Raw genomic sequence first — 18,559 nt, forward strand, 5'->3', positions numbered from 1 at the left:
AAGTCGCTCCGGGAGGAGAAAGTCCTGGCGGATGCCCTCACTGCTAGTGCTGAACTCTTCGACCAGGCCTGGTCGACTCAGCCGTACCAGCGAGTCTTGCATGCTGACCTGGCCCGCACCCACGGGATACCGCTGGGTGCCGCGGCCGACACGGCTTGGCTGCAAACGTAACCGACCGAGCTCGTCCTCGCTGTCCGAGATCAAGTGCAGGCCCAGCCGGTCGACTTCGGCGACCAAGGCCTGCATCGGCGCCTGGAGCCGGGCGACTCCTGGCTCTTTCCAAGCCACCCGATGATCGGCCCCTGCCTGCTCCGCCAGATGCTCGCTGAACTCACTCGGGCTCAGGGCGCGCTCGACGGACGCCGGCGCAGGGCTAGCGTTGGTCACACCAACAGAGACCAGGGCCATCGCCGCAATCCAGATGGGTGCTCGCCACGTCATCCCAAAAGTTCCCAGAAATTCTTCGAATCGAGCGAAGACTCTACGTTACCGAGACTGCCCCGGTCACACTCCAGGGCTGCGAATCATGTCTCACAGAGCGCCATCGTAACAGTCACCGGCTGAGTCCATAGAAGGACGGACACCGGTGCGCCGGCACCGAAAGCCGAAGGCAATCGATGTGTATTGCGTGGGTTCGAGGGCTTGGCAACGACAGGATTGTCGGAGTCTGGGCGCGCGTGCTGGATGGCGACACGGTGATCGAGCCGATGATCGTGCGCCAAACAGACCTCGCCCATGCCGCCCCGCCCGAGAAGCCTTTCGAGGCGGTACGGACCGATCCTCTTTGGCAAACTGGTGTCCATTTCGCTCGGTGGATCAAAGCGGACCCAGGTCTCCTTCCAACCCCGTCAGCCGCACGAGAGCGGAATGCGCTCATCGGAGAGAGCACGGGTCCACCCCAAGGCAGCGTTGACGGATCAAAACGGGACCCCGACGCCAGACATCGACCCCGGCCAAGGGGAGCGGGCAACCGAAGACGGATTTTCGATTTTCTTGACCCCTTGATAGGCCGGTGCTAAGCTTCCTGTTCGCCTAAAAAGCCCGTCGACACTCATGGTTTTCTTCAATTACAGCACGATGCAGATGGCCGCCAAGGTCGTCTATTACGGCCCCGGATTGTGCGGGAAAACCACCAATCTCACCCATATCTACAACGCCACCGCGGACACCTCCCGAGGGGAGATGGTATCCCTCGAAACGGAGACCGATCGAACCCTCTTCTTCGATCTCTTGCCCCTGGATGTGGGTCAGATTTCCGGCTTCAGCACCCGCATTCAGCTCTACACGGTGCCCGGGCAGGTGTTTTACAACACCACCCGAAAGCTCGTCTTGAAGGGCGTGGACGGGGTGGTCTTTGTGGCAGACTCGCAGCGCGCCATGCGCCAGGCGAACCTGGAGTCCTTCCAGAACCTGGAAGAAAACCTGGCCCAGATGGGCCTGTCGGTGGACACCATTCCGCTGGTGCTGCAATACAATAAGCGCGACCTGCCAGACATCCTGAGCGTCGAAGAGATGGACGACGCCCTCAACACCCAGGACTGGCAGGCCTTCGAAGCGTCGGCGGTTCACGGGCAGGGGGTATTTGAAACCCTCAAAGGCATTTCGAAACTGACTCTCCTCTCGCTCCGTCAGCGTTTGGCGCGGGACGCCGATGTGGAGACTCCCGCCGGGCAAGGAACGGTACCTCGCCAAGGAGCCTCTCACCCGGATTCGCAGGTTCTCGCGCCACCGGCCGCGGCGCCGGAGACCGCTCAAGGCTCGCCGAACCAGGTGGACTCGAAGCCCGCGCCCGCGAGTGACCAGGATCCCAAAGAGCTCGAACCCGCGCCAGCGACCGAGAACCCACCTCCCGCGGGCACCGCTGCGGGAACCCGAACGCGCCGCGAGCGCGATGTCCTCGGCGAACTGGACGCGCTGCGCCAGGCCGCCCTCGCCTCCAGCCGCGCCAAACCCCTGCCACGGCGGGAAGAGCAAAGAACCCCCGCCGCGGCACCGGCACCAGGACGCGGAGGACCGTCGCGGCACGCCATCGAGCGGTCGAGCAACGGCCTCGGGGAGTTGAGCCGCAGCATTGCTTTGACCCTACAACGAGCGGACTTCGAGCGCGTCCGCCGATTGACGATTTCGATGCAGGTCGAGGACGAGAACAGCGAGGTGGTCGACGCGGTGCGGGGCCTGCAGATCGATCTCGACAATCCCAGCCAGCTAGAAAAGCTCCTTCTCCGACTTCAGATCGCTCTCCAGGCGCGAGAGTAGGATCGTCCCCGCGGAGCATGAAACATGCCCCTCCCGGACGACGCCTGACGAACCCTCGGAGATTCCTCCCATGAAGTGTCCATTCTGCTCTTCCAACCGCGATCGGGTGGTGGATTCCCGCGAACGCGACGACGGCGCCACGATTCGCCGGCGCCGGGAGTGCCTGGAGTGTGCTCGGCGGTTTACCTCCTACGAGCAGATCGAGGACATTCCGTACATGGTGGTCAAATCGGACGGCACCCGCGAAGAGTTCAGCCGCAAGAAGCTGATGGCGGGCATGTTCAAGGCGTGCGAGAAGCGGCCGGTCCCCTCCCGCCGGTTGGAAAACATCGCCGACGAGGTGGAGTCCCTGCTGCACCAGCAGGAAGACCGGGAGATTTCCACCCAGGATCTCGGCTCCTTTGTAATGGAAGGCTTGAAGGGTCTCGACCAAGTGGCCTACGTACGTTTCGCCTCGGTCTATCGGCGGTTCGAGGATGTCGAAGGCTTCAAAGAGATCTTGAAAGGATTGGTTGGAGCCCCGGAGAGCCGGAAGGCATAGCGCGCCCGCACCCACCGGAGCGCCGGAGACACGATGGCCCAAGAACCCGAAGTCCTAAAAATTCCGGATGTCCTGCCGGTCCTGCCGCTCAAGGACACGGTGGTCTTCCCGTACATCATCGTTCCGCTCTCGATCAGTCAGGATCCGAGCGTGCTGGCGGTGGATCGCGCTCTGGCCGAAGACCGGCTGATCATGCTGGTCGCCCAGCGCGCGGCCGATGAAACGGCCGGCGACGACGAGCCGACTTCGGAAGACCTCCACGCCGTCGGCACCGTGGCGGTGATCATGCGCATGCTCAAGCTACCGGACGGCCGCATCCGCATTCTGGTGCAGGGCCATTCCCGTGCCCGTATCGAGCACATCGGCCAGACGGCTCCCTACTTCCAGGCGCGCATCACGCCGATCCCAGAACCCGCCGGCCCCGAGGCAGGGGCCATAGACCAGGAAGCGGAAGCCGACGACTCCTCGGAGGACTCGGAGCACGGCGAACTGGAGATTGCCGCCCTGGTGCGCAGCGTCAAAGACGACCTGGACCGCGCCTCGGGACTGGGCAAGAGCATCTCGCCGGAAGTGATGGTGATCGCCGCCAACCTCGAACAGCCGGGCCGTCTGAGCGACCTGGCGGCGAGCAATCTGGAGTTGAAGCTCGGCGAAGCGCAGGAGATTCTGGAGACCTTCGACCCGGCGGAGCGCTTGCGGCGGGTGGGGGCCCTGCTGGCGCGGGAGATCCAGCTCCTGACCATGCAGCACGAGATCTCCAACCAGGCGCGCGGCGAGATGGACCGCAGCCAGCGGGAGTACTACCTGCGCCAGCAGTTGAAGGCGATCCAAGACGAACTCGGCGAAGGCGACGAGCTGACCGCCGAGATCCGGGCCTACCGCGAGGCGGCGCGGGAGAAGGAACTGCCGGACAGCGCCCTGGAGGAACTCGAGCGGCAGATCCGGCGCCTCGAGCGGAGCCATCCGGAGAGCGCCGAGACCTCGATCATCCGCACCTATCTAGACTGGATGACGGCGCTGCCATGGAACAAGACCAGCACCGACCGCCTCGACCTCGGCGCCGCCCAGAAGGTGCTCGACGAAGACCATTTCGGCCTCGAAAAGATCAAGGAGCGAATTCTCGAGTACCTCGCCGTGCGCAAGCTCAAGGCCGACGCGCGGGGGCCGCTGCTGTGCTTCGTCGGCCCGCCGGGAGTCGGCAAGACTTCCCTCGGCCGCTCTATCGCCCGCGCCCTCGATCGCGAATTCGTGCGCATCTCCCTCGGCGGGGTGCGGGACGAGGCGGAGATCCGCGGACACCGTCGTACCTACGTAGGGGCTCTGCCTGGCCGCATTCTGCAGGGGCTGCGGCAGGCGGACACCGGCAACCCGGTGTTCATGCTCGACGAGATCGACAAAGTGGGCGCCGACTACCGCGGCGATCCCTCCTCTGCGCTCCTCGAGGTGCTCGATCCGGAACAGAACTCGACCTTCGTCGACCACTACCTGGGGATGCCCTACGACCTGTCCAAGGTGCTGTTCATCGCCACAGCCAACCTCCTCGACCCGATCCAGCCGGCCTTCCTGGACCGCATGGAGGTGCTGCGCCTCTCCGGCTACACCGCCGCCGAGAAACTCGAGATTGCCCGCCGGCACCTGGTGCCAAAACAAATCGCCGAGCACGGCCTGAGTCCCGAACAGATGGAGATCACCGAGCCGGGCATCGTCCGCATCATCAGCGACTACACCCGCGAAGCGGGACTGCGCAATCTCGAACGATCGATTGGCGGCCTCTGCCGCAAGGTGGCCGTCGAAGTGGCCCGCGGGCGCGAGGAGGGGCGCGAGTTGGAAGAGCCTCGTTCCCTCGGCTCGGAGGACGTGGCGCGCCTTCTCGGGCCGCCCAGCCACCACAGCGAGGAACTGCTGCGGGACGACCGTATCGGCGTTTCCACCGGCCTGGCCTGGACCGCCGCCGGCGGCGATCTGATGTTCATCGAGGCGGTGGCGGTGCCCGGCAAGGGCAAGATCGTTCTCACCGGTCAGCTCGGCGAGGTGATGCAGGAGTCCGCCCAAGCGGCGGTTTCCTACGCCCGCTCCTATGCCGCCCACCACCCGGCTGCGGCGGATGACTTCTTCGCGACCCACGACATCCACATCCACGCTCCGGCCGGCTCCATCCCAAAGGACGGACCGTCCGCCGGCATCACCATCGCGGCGGCGGTGGTTTCGGTACTGGTCGGCCGCCCGGTGGATCGCCGCATCGCCATGACCGGGGAGATCACTTTGCGGGGAGACGTGCTGCCGATCGGCGGCTTGAAAGAGAAGGTAATGGCCGCCAAGCTGGCTGGGGTCACCTCCATTGCCCTGCCAAAGCTCAACGAACGCGATCTGCCGGAGGTACCGGAAGCGATCAAGCGGGGCATCGAGTTCCGATTCGTCGAAACCGTCGACCAGGTGCTCGACCTCGTCCTCCTCCGCGCCCCTGCCCGCAAAGCGAAACGCTCTACCAAGAAAAAACGAACGGCCACCTCCAAGAAAGCGACCTCCGAGGCGCGCACACCCGCCGGCCTCGGAGCCTCCACCCGGTGACCTCGCCGGCGTGAACGAAGAAGACCGCCTTCTACGGTGGCTGCGGCGTCGTGGCGGAGGGGATCCCGGGGATCCCATGCGTCCCGGTGACGACGCCGCGATCCTGCCGGCGGCGGGCGAAACAGCCGTCAGCGTTGACAGTCAGATCGGCGGCGTCCACTTTCCGGAAGATCTCGATCCGCGCCAGATCGGGCGCCGGCTGGTCGCCGTCAACTTGTCCGATCTGGCGGCGATGGGCGCGGTACCGCGCCACGCCTTCGCCGCCCTGTCCAGTCCGGAAGGGTTTGATCGCCGAAGCTTCTTCGAAGGCCTCCTCGCCGCCTGCGACACTCACCAGCTCATCCTCAGCGGCGGCGATCTCGCCCACTCCCCGGAGAGGGTGGTCGCCACCCTGACGGTGGTCGGCGAACAGGCACCCGACGGTCGCTGGCTGCGGCGCGGAGCGGCCCGGCCGGGCCACGCCCTGTGGGTGGGCGGCAGCCTCGGAGAGTCCGCCCTCGGTTGCCGGCTGGTCGCCCGAGGAGCCCGGCGCCGGGGCTCCCGGATCGACCTACCGCCGGGCATCTCCCCTCACCTCGCCAAGACCGCTCGTCGAGCCGTTCGCCGGCATTTGGAACCGAAACCACAGATTCCCCTCGGTCAAGCCCTGGCAACCGCTCACCGGCAAGGTGCCGCGATGGATGTTTCCGACGGTTTGACCCTCGATCTCGACCGCCTATGTCGCGAAAGTGGGGTTGGAGCGGTGATCGATGCTCCGTTACCTTTTGCCCCCCAAACGAAAGAACTGGCGGCTGCCCTCGACGCCGACCTCGGAGATCTCGCTCTCGGCGGCGGCGAAGACTACGTACTCTTGTTCACCCTGCCCTCGGGCGAGAGGGTCTCCGCCCCGGACGGCACGGGCTGTCGACGGATCGGAAAGATCGTCAAAGAAAAGGGCATCTGGCGCAGCGAGCGGAGACGTAGGGTCCCGCTGCCGATCCAAGGGTGGGACCACCTTCGATCGCGAACTCCAACATAGGCTGCTACACCTTCATATAGAAACCCTTGATCCGAAACGTAAGAACTCTTTATCTTTGGCAAACGAAAAGGCCGCCTGCACAGGCGGCCTTTCAAAATCACTGCGACTAGCGAGGTCGATCAAACGCGCTGTATCGTTACCCGCAAAGGCTTTCGATTCTGTTTGATGAGCGCCCGCACTTGCTGTTCCAGGCTCGACTGTGACTTTTCCAAGGCCTGGATGCGCTTCACCAAGTCACTCTCGCTCTTGCCTGCTTTCCGGCCACGGCCGCGCACAGTTCGGACTGCAGGCGCAGCCGAACGCCCGGTAGAGGCCTTCCGCCGGCCACCGCGCCGACCGGCATTCTCCTTCTTCAAGCGCTTAAAAACATCGACCGCCTTCACCGGATACCGGCGCTTCCGACCCTCTCCCTCGGAAGGAATCTCATCCTGATGGATCTTCGCATAGCGAGAAGCCGTCGGGTAAGAAACCCCTACGCGCTTGGACACTTCCTTCAACGTCAGCAAATCCCCCTTTTTCGCCGGCGATGCCTTCTTGCTTTGACGCCTCGAAGAGGCCCGTCGACCGCCCTTCGCCTTCGCCTTGGCACCGGACGAGGAAGCCTGTCGGCTAGGCCGACCGCGCTTGCTCACATTCTCCTTCTTGATCTGCTGGAAGACTGCAATCGCGCTGGCGGGATAGCGCTGTTTCCGGCCCTCTCCCTGCGAAGGAATACGGTCTTGATACTCCTTCTTGTAGCGCTGCAACGTCGGCATCGAAATGTTTGCCCGCCTCGACACTTCGGACAAAGTCAACAGTTTGGCATTGGCCATGAGCCGCCTCCTCTTCTAGGGTTCTCTTCTAAGAATTCATTCCTTCGAAGGGCGTTTCATGATCAGAATAACTCGCGCCCTTGCTCATTATCATTTCACGCACCGTACCTGTCAATGCGATCTGCAATCTTTAGTCAGTAGATCGACCCCATCGAATACTACTCGCGCTGTCTTCAGCTACCCTCGGAATCCGCCAGAATTTCCGCAATCGCCTTGAAATTCGGCTGTTCTCCGGCATTCTCAAGCACCTCCGCGTAGCGGACAATGCCTTGCTTATCCACCACGAAGGCCGCCCGCTTCGAAACTCCCTGCATGCCAAAGAACTCGTCATAGAGAGCGCCGTAGCGACCGGAAACCTCTTTATTGAAATCCGAGAGCAGTGGGAAAGGAAAGGACTCCTCTTTCGACCAGGCCTGCAGTGCAAAGGGACTGTCGACGCTGATGCCGAGAATCTCCGCATCGAGGGCACCGTAGCGGCTGTAGTTTTCGCGGATCGAGCACAGCTCTTCGGTGCATACTGAGCTCCAGGCGAGGGGGAAAAACAGCAGAACGACGTTCTGCTCACCGGCATAGTCCGACAATTGAATCGGATCCTGGCCGGGTTGGTGAACGAGCGAGAAGGCGGGGGCCGCCTGCCCGACTTCAACGGCACCGGAGGCGCCGGGCGCTGCTGAATTGGACATAGATCGTGTCTCCAGAGGAACTGTCCATGACGAAACTTGCTCTGAACGAGGAATTCGGGTGGGGAAACGGATCGCGACGAATCGTCGCGAGAGGGACAATACCCTCAATCGATGAGTTTATCTCAATCGGAGTTGGGAACCCAAATTGCGCTCATCGTCATCGGATCGAGGCGGCGCCAGAAAAACACTTTCGGACCGCATCGAAGACGATGATCGTGCCCCGAAACGCCGACGATCACGCTACGATAGGAAGATGGAAAGCGCCGCCACCAAGTCCGATCGATACCGAGCGGCTCAGCAAGAGCTGGCCGCCGTGCTAAGGGACATCGAGGATCCGATCGCCGTGATGGCCACGGCGGCGTGCATTCTCCACCGCCATATTCCTCAGGCCAGTTGGACAGGGTTTTATCGCGTCGTCGCACCGGACTTGCTTCGCATCGGCCCCTACCAAGGCCCCGTGGGTTGCCTGGAGATTGCCTTCGACCGAGGGGTGTGCGGCGCTGCTGCCCGAGAGGGCCGAACGCAACGGGTCGAAGATGTCCATGCCTTTCCCGGCCACATCGCCTGCGATGCTGAGACCCGCTCGGAAATCGTTCTGCCGGTGCACTCCCGGGAGGGAAAGCTGATTGCAGTACTCGACATTGACTCGCACCAGCCTGCGGCCTTCGACGAGGAGGATCAGGCCGGTCTCGAGCGCATCGTCGCGGCTCTCGAGAGACGCTTGCCGTAGAACCGGCTTGGATTACCGAAGTTTGAGCTTCTTGACCAGGTAGGACATCGCCTGGCGGGTAACGCCCAATTCACGCGCTGCGGCGGACTGGTTGCCGGCGCTGCGTTCGAGCGCCTCGGAGACGATCTTCCGCCGCAGTGCTTCGATCTCCCGGTGATAATCGGAGATCGGTCCCCGGGGAGCTTCCGGCAGTTCCAGATGCTCCGGTTCGATGACACCGGCACCGGCCAGGGCGGCAGCGGTTTGCAGGGTGTTCTCGAGTTCACGCACGTTGCCCGGCCAGGAATAGCCGCGCAGCCGCTTCTTCGCCTCGGCGGAGAGCGTTCCGCCGCCCCGCCGGTCGAGAATCGCCCGCGCCAGAACGAGCACGTCCTCACCGCGAGCGGCGAGCGGCGGCAGAACGATCAGCGCCCCTTTCAATCGGTAGTAGAGATCGCTGCGAAAGTCGCCGGCCTCGGCAAGTTCGGCCAGGTCCCGGTGGCTCGCGGCCACGACCCGGACATCCACCGCCCGGCTCAACGACTCACCGACCCGCCGCACTTCGCCTTCCTGTAGTACCCGTAACAGCATCCCCTGAGCTTCCGCCGGCAGGTCGCCGATCTCATCGAGCAACACCGTTCCGCCACGGGCCGCTTCGAAAACACCGCTGCGATCCCGGTCGGCACCGGTGAAGGCGCCTCGCACGTGCCCAAACAAATCCGACAGCAGCAACGAGCCGGACAGCGCCGCGCAATTGATCGCCACAAAGGGACCACCGCGGCGCGGGCTCAGGCGGTGAACGCGACGGGCAAAAAGCTCCTTGCCGGTACCGCTCTCACCGCGCAGCAAAATCGGCAGCGGCTCCGGCGCCAAGCGATCGAGGCGGGCGAGCGCTTGGCGCAGAGCGTGGCTGCTTCCCAAGATCTCGCCGTTGTTCTCCGCCGAGACGTGCCCGGCACCGCGGGAACGCGCTGCCGCCGACGGCGCGGACGCGGTGAGGGTTACCCGGTCCCGCAGCAGCGCAAACAGGGCTTCGAGCACCGCATCCTGAGACTTCGCCCACAGGCCGATTTCGCCCCCTTCGTGCGGCGCTGTTTGGCCGACCGGGCCACCTTCGCCGTCCACCAACACCTGAAGGTCCGACCCGCCGGTCCACACCACACGGGCTTCCGGGTATCCCATCGCTTCGAACATTTCGGACCACGCCGTGCCGCCGCCCTGCAAGAACTCTTCGAGAGCCTTCCAGGGACCGGCCTCGCGCCGCTCGATACGGTCTGCCAGCATGCCCGCCCCACCCCGGCGCAGAACCCGTAGAGCCTGCCTTCGCCAACGGGTTGGCACTTGATGGGGAAAGAGAATCTCCAGATCGAACACCCAGCGCGCGGCGCGAAAGGGCTCGACCTCCTCGAACACCCGCCACTCCTCCCGCGGCACCGCCTGTCCAGTGAGGAGAAACGTCCACAGGCGACCGCCGGTCTCATCCTCATCGACCGCCAGGAGCGCCGCCTCGCGGTCACCGGCGAGGGCCCACACGGCAGGACGCTCCTCCGGCTCGATTTCGTCGAAGGTTCCGGCGGATACCCGAACCAACGCTTCGCGCGCCTCGTCGGGCCGGTCCAGCCAGCCGAGGGCTCGAGCACCCAACAAATGCAGGGTGCCCGCATGGCCTTCGAGGCCTGCCTGCTCGAGCTGACGACACCCCTCCTCGCAACTCTGCAGGGCGGCCAGCGGCCGACCGCGGGCCAGTTCCAGGCGCGCTTCTAGGCTGCGATCGTAGGCCAGTCCCCGCAGGTTTCCGGAGCGCCGGTTCTCGCCCAGGGAGCGCTCCACCACTTCGGCCACTCCGCCGAGGCGGCCGCGGCGGAGACGGATCTCCGACAGATTCAACAAACCGAGAGTGGTAGCCCGGGGACCGTCGCACTGTCGATAGAGGCGAACCGCATGCAGGAACGCCCGCTCCGCCCCGGCCAGGTCACCGGTGCCGCCGCGGGCCACCCCCAGGTCATTCCACAGGCCGGCGGCGTCGAAGGTGCTGAGGCAACGGCGTGCGGTCCCTAGGGCCTCTTCCAAGTAGTCCGCCGAGCGGCGGGAGAAGCGTTCCGCCAGCGCCGCGACCCGCAACCAACGCCAGCCTTCGCTGGGATCGTCGCGCAGTCGTTGAGCCTTCTCCAGGGGCTCGGCCATCTCTTGCCAGCGGCCCTGGTCCCAGGCCGCCACCGCCGGCAACAACCGCGAACGAGCCCGCAGCACCGGCGGCGCCGAGCGGCCGGAGGCTAGGGCCCGGGCCACCCAGTCGCGAGCTCCTTCAGGTTGGCCGAGGCCCATCATCACCCGCACCGCCACCTCCGCCGCGGCCACCGTCGTCGAGGCATCGAGATCACCGCGCACCAGGTAGCCGAGGGTGCGCCGCGCCGCCCGGAAATCGCCCAGACCGTATTGGCACAGCAGCCGAATCCGCAAAGCCGGAACGTCCTCCCGCGAGCGGATCGCGCCGAGAGCCCGTTCGAAGCGCCCACGGCGGAGGTCTTCCTCGGCCAACTCGAAGACATCGCCTTTGGACGGGCCCCGCCACAGATCAATCACCCGGCGGCTGCGGAGGAGATCGACCATCTCGCTGAAATCGCTAGCCCGCTCTCGACACCGCCGGCGCCAGGCGACCGGACCGGCGAGCAGCACCTCCTCCTGCTCATGGACCACCCGAGCCACCAAGGCGGCGCGCGCGCCCGCAAAGGCCGCCGTCCACAAGAAAGGAGCGAGGTCCAGCAGAATCTCGACGGCGCGGTTGGCATCGATCGGTACCAGCCCTTGGTTCCAAATGTCCATCGCCCGCCGAACGACGCGTCGGGATTGGCCCCGGCCGGCGATCGCCGACCCACCGAAGAGGCGCGCCGCCAGCAGCCGGAGCAGATCCTGCGGTAGGCGGGTCGCCGGCCCCGGCACCAGTTCCAGACCCCGCAGGCGACCGGACGGGTCGACCTTCGCTCTGGACCAACCGCCGACCAGTCGCCGGCCCGCCTGGTGCGCCAGGGACAGGGTGGCGGCCCCTTCGAGCAAGACCGCCAGCCGCTGCCGGTCGGTCAATCGGCGGGCGGCTTCGGCGACCGGCAGAGCATTTTCACCAGCCGGCTCCGATGCACTGAATTGCAGATTCCCCAAGGCCGAATCACCCCGTCTTCAGTCGATTGCCCGGCAGTCGCAGAAGTCTTTGTTCTCTTGATTGCTATGAGAAAAAAACAATAGCACGAACGACCGCCCGCGCCGCGCCCCCGGCGAGACAGGGCAAGAAAAGGCCTTCGAAAGGGGGTTGGCAGGGTGCTGAGAAACTCGGCAGCACCCTGCGACCGAGCCCACAGGGCTCGGCGGCGCCGCAGGCGCCGAGGACGGGCGGCCCGCGTAGGGGTGAGCCGGAAAACACTGGCGTTTTCGGGTGAGGGGCGGACCGCGTGCGGGCGCCTAGCCCCCTGAAAGGAAAAGCTAGCAGGGAAGCTGAAATCAGAGGCCGCAGGCCTACTTCAGCTTCCCTGCTAGCCGGTTTGGAGGAGGGCCGAAAGATCTCGCCAGAAGGCCGGATAGGACTTGCAAACCGCCGAGGGTTCCCCCACCGTCACGCCTGGCCGCAGCAGGCCGATGAGAGCCAAACTCATGGCGATGCGATGATCGTCGTGGGAGTGAGTGGTCACGGGCTCCTCTGGTGGAGCAGCCTCAGCCCATACCCCCGGAATCACCAGCCCATCGGCCAGTTCCTCCGCCTGCGCACCGACGCGAGCGAGCTCCGACGCCATAGCCGCCAACCGATCGCTTTCCTTGATCCGCAGGTGAGGAACGTTGGTGATGCGCGTAATCCCTCGGGCGAAAGGCGCCAGGGCGGCGAGGGTGGGAACCTGGTCGGGCATCGACGAGAGGTCTGCTTCCACCGCCCGCAGGCGGCCGGTGCCGCGCACCCGTACCGCGTCGCCCCGCCAGCGGATGTCTCCGCCCATGCGTTCGAGCAGTGCCAGAAATCCCCGATCGCCCTGTCGGCTCGTCCGGGTCAGGCCTTCGAGGGTCACCTCACCGCCGGTGAGAACCGCCGCCGCCGCGGGATAGGCGGCGGCGGAGTAGTCCCCCTCCACCCGCACGCGATCCGGCGGCCGTAGAGTGGTGGGATGCACCACGAAGCGGTCCTCCGCCGGCCGCTCCACCCGCCCACCGAAGAGATCGAGCGCCTGGAGGGTCAGGTCTACATAGGGCTCCGAGGTGAGCGCCGGCACGTCGAGAATCGTTGGTCTCCGCCCGCGCTGCCCCGCCATCAGCAGCGCCGAGAGATACTGGCTGGAGGCTCCGGCGTCGAGGCGCGCAGCCCCGCCCTCAAAGGTACCGCCGTGGACCGTCAAGGGAGCGTAGTCGCCGCCCTCCACCCTAGCTTTGAGCTGCCCCAACGCTCGGGTCAGGGGCCCGACCGGACGCTCCCTCAGACGGGGCACCCCGTCCACCCGCCAGCGGCCGGGAACCGTACACAGGCTCGCCAGCAGGAAGCGAAACATGGTGCCGGCGTTGCCGCATTGGATGTCGACGACGGTTTTCTGCTCCGTCGAATCTGGATTGCGCGCCGGGGGCGGATCCAAGCGCACCGTCTCGCCGCTGCTGACTACGCCCCACCCCATCGCTTCGAGGACGCCGCGAAACAGGCGGGTGTCCTCGGCGTCGAGAGGACACTCGACGGTCAACGGCCGCCCGGCCAACAGGGCGAGGTTGAAGCACCGATGGGTCAAGCTCTTGGACGACGGCGGCGTGACCCGGCCTCTGACCGGCCGGCCCGCCGGGACGGCCCCGGCGAGACCCACCGCCGCGGGATCAACCCACCGTGAGAACGAGTCCGTCATAGCCTAGGGAAGCCTCCGGCGGCATCGATCGCTCGACCGCCGCGTGATCGATCTCGTGTGAGAGATGGGTAAAAAAAACGCGCCGCACCGCCAATCGCCGGGCCACAGCCAGTCCCTCCTCGAGGGTGAAGTGGGTGGAATGGGGGCGGTGGCGGAGCGCCCCGAGCACCAGCACCTCAACCCCGGCCAACAGATCGAAACTCGCTTCTGGGATGAAGTTGCAGTCGGTGACGTAGGCGAAGTCGCCGAAGCGGAAGCCCAGCACCTCCCAGCTGCCGTGACGCACCGGCACCGGGATCACCGACAGCCCGATCACCTCGAAGGGACCGTCGATTTGCCGCAAATCGATCTGCGGTTTGCCGCCGCCCTCCTGCCCGGGTTCGAAGATGTAGGCGAAGTAGGCGCGGAGCGTCTCGAGAGTACGGCGAGCACCATAGCAGGGAATGGAAGATTTCTGCCGGAAGTTGACGGCCCGCAGATCGTCCAGGCCGTAGATGTGATCCGCGTGAGCGTGGGTAAAGAGCACCGCGTCCAGCCGGTCCACTCCCTGGCCGAGGGCCTGCTGCCGAAAATCCGGCGTGGTGTCGATCCACAGGCGCCGGCCGTCCGCCCGTTCGAGGGAGAGGCTGGTGCGCAGACGGCGATTCCTCGGATCCGGCGAGGTGCAAACCTCGCAACGGCAACCGATCACCGGAACGCCGGTGGACGTGCCAGTGCCGACCAGGGTGGCGCGCAAACTCATGGCGCCGAGTGTAACGGTAGATGTGCCGGCCAAAGCCACTACACCGACCACCGCCTCTAGCGCATCGGGCCGCCGCCGGAGTGCATCGCTGCCCATGGATACCGATACCCCCTTGACCCCTCCGAACTCATTCTCTATTTTCAATGGAATAAACCACCTTAGGAGAGCCATCCCATGTGGAAGAAAGAAGACGATATGCAACCCAACGCCCAGTCCGCCGCGACGCCGGCGAGCCGGTCGGATTCCCGGAGCGGCGGTGCCGCCGCTGCCGTCATCGGCCCCTCCATTCGCATTCAGGGTGAACTTTCCGGCGGCGAAGACCTGCGCGTCGAGGGCCGCGTCGAGGGCAAGATCTCCCTGCCGGAACATCACGTGGTGGTGGGTGAGCAAGGCCGCGTCAAGGCCGACATCCTGGGACGCACCATCCGCGTCGAGGGTCAGGTGCAGGGCAATCTCACCTCTCGCGAACAGGTGGTGGTCAGCCGCTCCGGCAACGTACGGGGCAACATCACCGCGCCACGGGTGAGCCTCGAAGACGGCGCCCAGTTCAAGGGCTCCATCGATATGGAGCCCAAGGCCAAGGCCAAGGCCGCCGCGGGCGCCTCTGCCCCCGCCCCATCGGACTCGGCCAAGGGATCCGGTTCCGCCCCACGGCCGGAAGCCCCGAGCGGCGGCAAGGAGAGCACCGCCGGAGGCGGCTCCGGCCAGAGGTCCAAGAACGCCGGCGCGGGCCGCTAATTCCCGCTATGCGCTGGTTCCGCCGCCGCCAGCCGGAACCGCCCTCAGCGATGGATCAGGCCGAGCCGGAACCGGAGGTCCATCCCTCGCCGGGCCTGGAAACCCTGCTCGACGAATTGCCGACCAGGGACCGGCTCCGGATCGTGGATCTGGGGCCGGCCCTCGGCGACAACCTCGATTTCTTTTCGAGCCGGTTCTCCTGCCGGGTGCAAGTGGCGGATCTCTATCGGTCGGTGCAGGCAGAGGAACGGCACCTGTCGAAGGAACGCATCGCTGACCTCCTGCCGCTACCGGATCCGCCGGACCTCATCCTCGCCTGGGACCTGCCGAGCTACCTGCCGCGCGAGGCGCTCAAGGCGTTGCTCGCCCACCTGTCCGCCGGCAGTGCAGCGGGCACTCGCCTGTTCACTATGGTGGCCTCCCACTCGCAGATGCCCAACGAGCCGACCACCTTCGTGCTGCGGGAACCGGCGGCTCTCGAGTATCGGCTGCGCAGCCGCGCCCGACGACCGGCGCCGCGCCTGCCGCCGGCCGAGCTGGCCGCCCTCGCTCCACGCTTCAAGGTGGATCGCTCGTTCCTGCTGCGCCACGGGTACCAGGAATACGTGATGATCCGGCAGGAGTGAGAACTTGGAGCGTGCGGCCCAACTCACTCCGAGCCCGAAGGGCGAGTGAGCCGCCGGGATAGGGGTGAGCCCGAAAGAGTCATTTTTCGGCCAGGGGGGGCGCCTAAGCCCTCCAGAAGAAACAAGTTGGCAGGCTCCTGCAACAATCGGCGAAGCGGATGTTCAGGAGTTGGCCAACACCGATGCCGCTCGCAGCAGGCCGCAGACGGTCTTGGAGTCGGTGATGTCTCCGCGGGCGGCCCGCCGCACCGCCTCCGCCAAGGGAACGGGCACCACTTCGATCACTTCGTGCGCTTCGAGCGCCTGCTCAGCGGGTTCCAGGTTCTGCCCCAGGTAGAGGTGGATCTTTTCGTCGGTGAAGCCCGGCGTAGTCCAGATCCAGCCGAGGGAGATCAGTTCGCCGGGTCGGTAGCCGATCTCCTCCACCAGTTCGCGGCGGGCACAGGTTTCCGGATCGTCACCGTCGAGCTTGCCGCCGGGGATCTCGTCCAGCCAACCGCCGGAGGCATAGCGATACTGGCGGATGAGGAGCACCCGATCTTCGATCACCGGCACCACCGCCGCCGCACCGAGGTGACGGATCATCTCGAATTCGTGCTGGCGGCCGTTCGGTAGAAGTACCCGATCGACCGCCACATCGATCACCCGGCCTTCGAAGATGGTGCGACTCGAAAGGCGTCGACCGTCGCCCTTCACGGAATCGGTCACTCAGCGAGTCTCGGCCGAGGTGGCGGCCGTTGCGGACTCCTCTGCGGTGGAGTCTCCGGCGATCTCGGCACCCTCACCGAGGATCTGAATCAACCGGAATGGACCTTCACCGACGGCGGAGTCATCGAAGGTCTCACCCTTCTCGGCAGCCAGGTGACGCAGCCAGCGCACGTAGGCGTCGCGCTTCATCGGGAGCAACTGCACCACCCCTTCGGCCACCGCCTGCCGACCGATGGCGCTCTCCGGAAAGACGATCACCCCATCCTCGACCTTGACCCGGATGCGGCTTTCGCCGCCGGCCTCTTCGATCTCCATCCAGCAGCCCTGCATCGGGCACACCTGCCCTACCTCGCCGGACACCCGCACGCGCTTGCCGTCCCAGGCCTCCGGATCCGCCAGGATCTTCTCGATGGACGTCTCTTCCGCTTCCCGCAGGGGCTCGCCGTAGAGATCCGCCCACGCCGCACCAGCGGTCAACAGACTGATCAACAGTCCTGCGGCCCATGCCCACCGAACTGGCGTCCCGGTCCACTCATTTCTTCCCTGCATCGCCATCTCCTCGGAATTCAGGTTCCAGAGCATCATATCCAGGACCCTCACGGATGTCGCCGCAGCCGCAGCCGGCGCGAGATCACGGCGCCCGCGTAGTTGAGGCCCACCCCCAGCACCCCGGCGTGGAGGCCACCGACGGTGCGCAGCCCTACTGCGTAGAGAGTGACCGCCAAGCCGAGCCCCAGGACCAGGCCGAGAAGGATGTCGCGGCTGGTGTAGGCGGCTGGGTCGTCGGCGTCGTGCAGAGTACCGAGAACAAAGGCCGGGGACATCTGGATGAGGATCTCGAACTTGATCACCAGCAGGCCCCAGAGGGTGGTGCGCGGGGTAAGAGCGACACCCACCAGCAGCGCCATCACGGTGATGCTGAAGAGCGGCCCCCAGCGCAGCAGCCGCTCGGCACCGGCGGCGTCGAGGCCACGGGCGCGGGCCAGAAAGTCTTTGGTGAAAATCGAAGCCAGGGAGAGAAGGCACGAGTCGGCGGTCGACATGATGGCCGCCACCACCGCCATCATCACCACCAGCACCGGCAGGTAGGCGAGGGGCTGGATTTCGACCAGATGGGCGAGAACGCGAAAGGTGATCTGGTCCGCATCCGCCCCTTCGATACCCGGGAAGAGGGCGATGCCGGCGAGGCCGATGAGAACTACCGTGGTGATGGCGATGAGCGGCAGAAAGGCCATGGCGCTCAGGGCCCGGCGCAGGGTGACCATGCTGCGCGCCGCGTAGATGCGCTGAATGGCCTGCGGATAGAGCGGCGCCCCGAGGCCGAGAAGGAGAAAGTTGCTGGCCCACACCAGGCACACCCGCAGGCTGGGGCTCGCCACCTTCTCGGGGGCCACCGCCTCGACGGAGGCGATCACCGCGGCCGGCGAGCCGACCTCGAAGGACAAGAGGATCACCACCACCAACAGGCCGCCGAAAAGCAAGCCCCCCTGCAGCACGTCCGTCCAGGCCACCGCCCGCATTCCGCCGAGGAGTTCGTATACCAGGATCACCACCGCCCCCACCAGCACCGCCGTGGCGAAGGACACCGCGCCGTCGGTGAGACCGGAGAAGGCGTGCCCCATGGCCATGAGCTGCGCCAGCAGGAAGTTGAACAAGGTCACCACGAAGATCGTCGCCGACAGGTAGTTGAGCACCGGGCTGGCAAAGCGCTTGGCGAGGAAGTCCGTCGGGGTGACGAAGGCGCCGCGCCGCGAGCGGGCGAAAAGCGACGGCACAAACAGGGTGTAGCCGGCGACGATCGCCACCATGAAGGTGACGCTCATGAAATAGGCCAGGCCTTGGCGGTAGGTCTGCCCCGGAAAGCCGGACAGCGAGTTGCCGCTGTACTGGGTGGCGAACAGGGTCAGCAGCAACACCATCAAGCCGAGGCGGCGGCCGGCGAGGTAGAAATCGCTCAGCGTCTTCTCGCGCAGCGCGCGGCGCGCCACCGCCCCGACCACCAGCAGCAGCGCCACGTAGCTGCCAGCGGCCAGCACGAGGTCGCGCCCGAGGTCGTTCATGGCGCTGCCCCGCCCTTACCATCGTCACGCCAGTAGCGCGACAAGCCCCAGGCGGTGACGCCGGACAGCGCCAGCGTGAAGGCGCCGCTCCACCACAGCCAGACGGGTAGGCCGAGCCACGCCATCGGCTCGCGGCCGATGAACGGGAACGGCACGGTCCCCAGCGCCGTCAGCGCCAGGGCCCAGCGAAAGCCGCGGTGGGCACGGGGTTCGTCTCGCATCGTCGCGCCGAGCCT

16 protein-coding genes and 1 pseudogene are annotated in these 18,559 nt (G+C 65.8%); 7 read left to right on the forward strand and 10 right to left on the reverse strand.

The annotated features are described in order from the left end of the window. On the reverse strand, positions 1 to 441 hold a 441-nt coding region (locus AAF481_16655), incomplete at its 3' end, for a hypothetical protein (GenBank protein MEM7482806.1). Between the two features lie 612 nt (positions 442 to 1,053). On the opposite strand from AAF481_16655, the pseudogene AAF481_16660 reads away from it, so the two are divergent. From AAF481_16660 to thiL, 4 genes and pseudogenes are all read left to right on the forward strand, one after another. Continuing rightward, positions 1,054 to 1,632 (forward strand): annotated as a pseudogene (locus AAF481_16660) (GTPase domain-containing protein). A gap of 694 nt (positions 1,633 to 2,326) precedes the next feature. Then, positions 2,327 to 2,797 carry a transcriptional regulator NrdR gene (gene nrdR / locus AAF481_16665; protein ID MEM7482807.1) on the forward strand — a complete coding sequence of 157 codons (471 nt, stop codon included), beginning with the start codon at positions 2,327 to 2,329 and terminating at the stop codon, positions 2,795 to 2,797. A 33-nt stretch (positions 2,798 to 2,830) separates the two neighbouring features. Next, positions 2,831 to 5,365 carry an endopeptidase La gene (lon, locus tag AAF481_16670; protein ID MEM7482808.1) on the forward strand — a complete coding sequence of 845 codons (2,535 nt, stop codon included), beginning with the start codon at positions 2,831 to 2,833 and terminating at the stop codon, positions 5,363 to 5,365. A gap of 10 nt (positions 5,366 to 5,375) precedes the next feature. After that, positions 5,376 to 6,383 (forward strand): thiamine-phosphate kinase, encoded by a 1,008-nt coding sequence (gene thiL / locus AAF481_16675; protein ID MEM7482809.1) that lies wholly within the window; start codon positions 5,376 to 5,378, stop codon positions 6,381 to 6,383. A 119-nt stretch (positions 6,384 to 6,502) separates the two neighbouring features. Here thiL and AAF481_16680 read toward each other — a convergent pair whose 3' ends face one another. Next, positions 6,503 to 7,195, reverse strand: a complete 693-nt coding sequence (locus AAF481_16680; GenBank protein ID MEM7482810.1) for a helix-turn-helix domain-containing protein — start codon at positions 7,193 to 7,195, stop codon at positions 6,503 to 6,505. 173 nt (positions 7,196 to 7,368) lie between these two features. Beyond that, entirely contained in the window at positions 7,369 to 7,878 is a 510-nt protein-coding gene (locus AAF481_16685) for a redoxin domain-containing protein (protein MEM7482811.1), read from the reverse strand. 253 nt (positions 7,879 to 8,131) lie between these two features. Between AAF481_16685 and AAF481_16690 the strand changes: the two genes are divergently transcribed. Beyond that, the gene (locus AAF481_16690; GenBank protein ID MEM7482812.1) at positions 8,132 to 8,608 is read left to right on the forward strand and encodes a GAF domain-containing protein; all 477 of its coding nucleotides are present in this window, start codon (positions 8,132 to 8,134) and stop codon (positions 8,606 to 8,608) included. A 12-nt stretch (positions 8,609 to 8,620) separates the two neighbouring features. Here the strand turns inward: AAF481_16690 and AAF481_16695 are convergent, their stop codons facing one another. The 3 genes from AAF481_16695 to AAF481_16705 form a co-directional block, all read right to left on the reverse strand. After that, complete coding sequence (locus AAF481_16695; protein ID MEM7482813.1) at positions 8,621 to 11,743, reverse strand: sigma 54-interacting transcriptional regulator; 3,123 nt, start codon at positions 11,741 to 11,743, stop codon at positions 8,621 to 8,623. Between the two features lie 368 nt (positions 11,744 to 12,111). Next, the gene (gene aroA, locus AAF481_16700; GenBank protein ID MEM7482814.1) at positions 12,112 to 13,449 is read right to left on the reverse strand and encodes a 3-phosphoshikimate 1-carboxyvinyltransferase; all 1,338 of its coding nucleotides are present in this window, start codon (positions 13,447 to 13,449) and stop codon (positions 12,112 to 12,114) included. After that, positions 13,421 to 14,191, reverse strand: coding sequence for an MBL fold metallo-hydrolase (locus AAF481_16705; protein ID MEM7482815.1), 771 nt, complete (start codon positions 14,189 to 14,191; stop codon positions 13,421 to 13,423). The genes aroA and AAF481_16705 overlap by 29 nt, the downstream gene beginning before the upstream one ends. A 174-nt stretch (positions 14,192 to 14,365) precedes the next feature. Between AAF481_16705 and AAF481_16710 the strand changes: the two genes are divergently transcribed. Both AAF481_16710 and AAF481_16715 read left to right on the forward strand, forming a co-directional pair. Continuing rightward, complete coding sequence (locus tag AAF481_16710) at positions 14,366 to 14,929, forward strand: polymer-forming cytoskeletal protein (GenBank protein ID MEM7482816.1); 564 nt, start codon at positions 14,366 to 14,368, stop codon at positions 14,927 to 14,929. 8 nt (positions 14,930 to 14,937) lie between these two features. Further along, complete coding sequence (locus AAF481_16715) at positions 14,938 to 15,555, forward strand: hypothetical protein (GenBank protein ID MEM7482817.1); 618 nt, start codon at positions 14,938 to 14,940, stop codon at positions 15,553 to 15,555. A gap of 162 nt (positions 15,556 to 15,717) precedes the next feature. On the opposite strand, the gene AAF481_16720 is transcribed toward AAF481_16715, so the two are convergent. From AAF481_16720 to AAF481_16735, 4 genes are read right to left on the reverse strand one after another with little or no spacing between them, the layout of a single operon-like run. Continuing rightward, on the reverse strand, positions 15,718 to 16,263 hold the full coding sequence (locus tag AAF481_16720) for an NUDIX hydrolase (GenBank protein ID MEM7482818.1): 546 nt from the start codon (positions 16,261 to 16,263) through the stop codon (positions 15,718 to 15,720). Next, complete coding sequence (locus AAF481_16725; protein MEM7482819.1) at positions 16,264 to 16,812, reverse strand: DUF4920 domain-containing protein; 549 nt, start codon at positions 16,810 to 16,812, stop codon at positions 16,264 to 16,266. 47 nt (positions 16,813 to 16,859) lie between these two features. Beyond that, entirely contained in the window at positions 16,860 to 18,323 is a 1,464-nt protein-coding gene (locus AAF481_16730; GenBank protein MEM7482820.1) for a sodium:solute symporter family protein, read from the reverse strand. Continuing rightward, positions 18,320 to 18,544, reverse strand: a complete 225-nt coding sequence (locus AAF481_16735) for a hypothetical protein (protein ID MEM7482821.1) — start codon at positions 18,542 to 18,544, stop codon at positions 18,320 to 18,322. Before AAF481_16735 ends, AAF481_16730 begins: the two co-directional genes overlap by 4 nt. Positions 18,545 to 18,559 lie beyond the last annotated feature (15 nt).

The organism is Acidobacteriota bacterium, assembly GCA_039030395.1.
Classification (GTDB): domain Bacteria; phylum Acidobacteriota; class Thermoanaerobaculia; order Multivoradales; family JBCCEF01; genus JBCCEF01.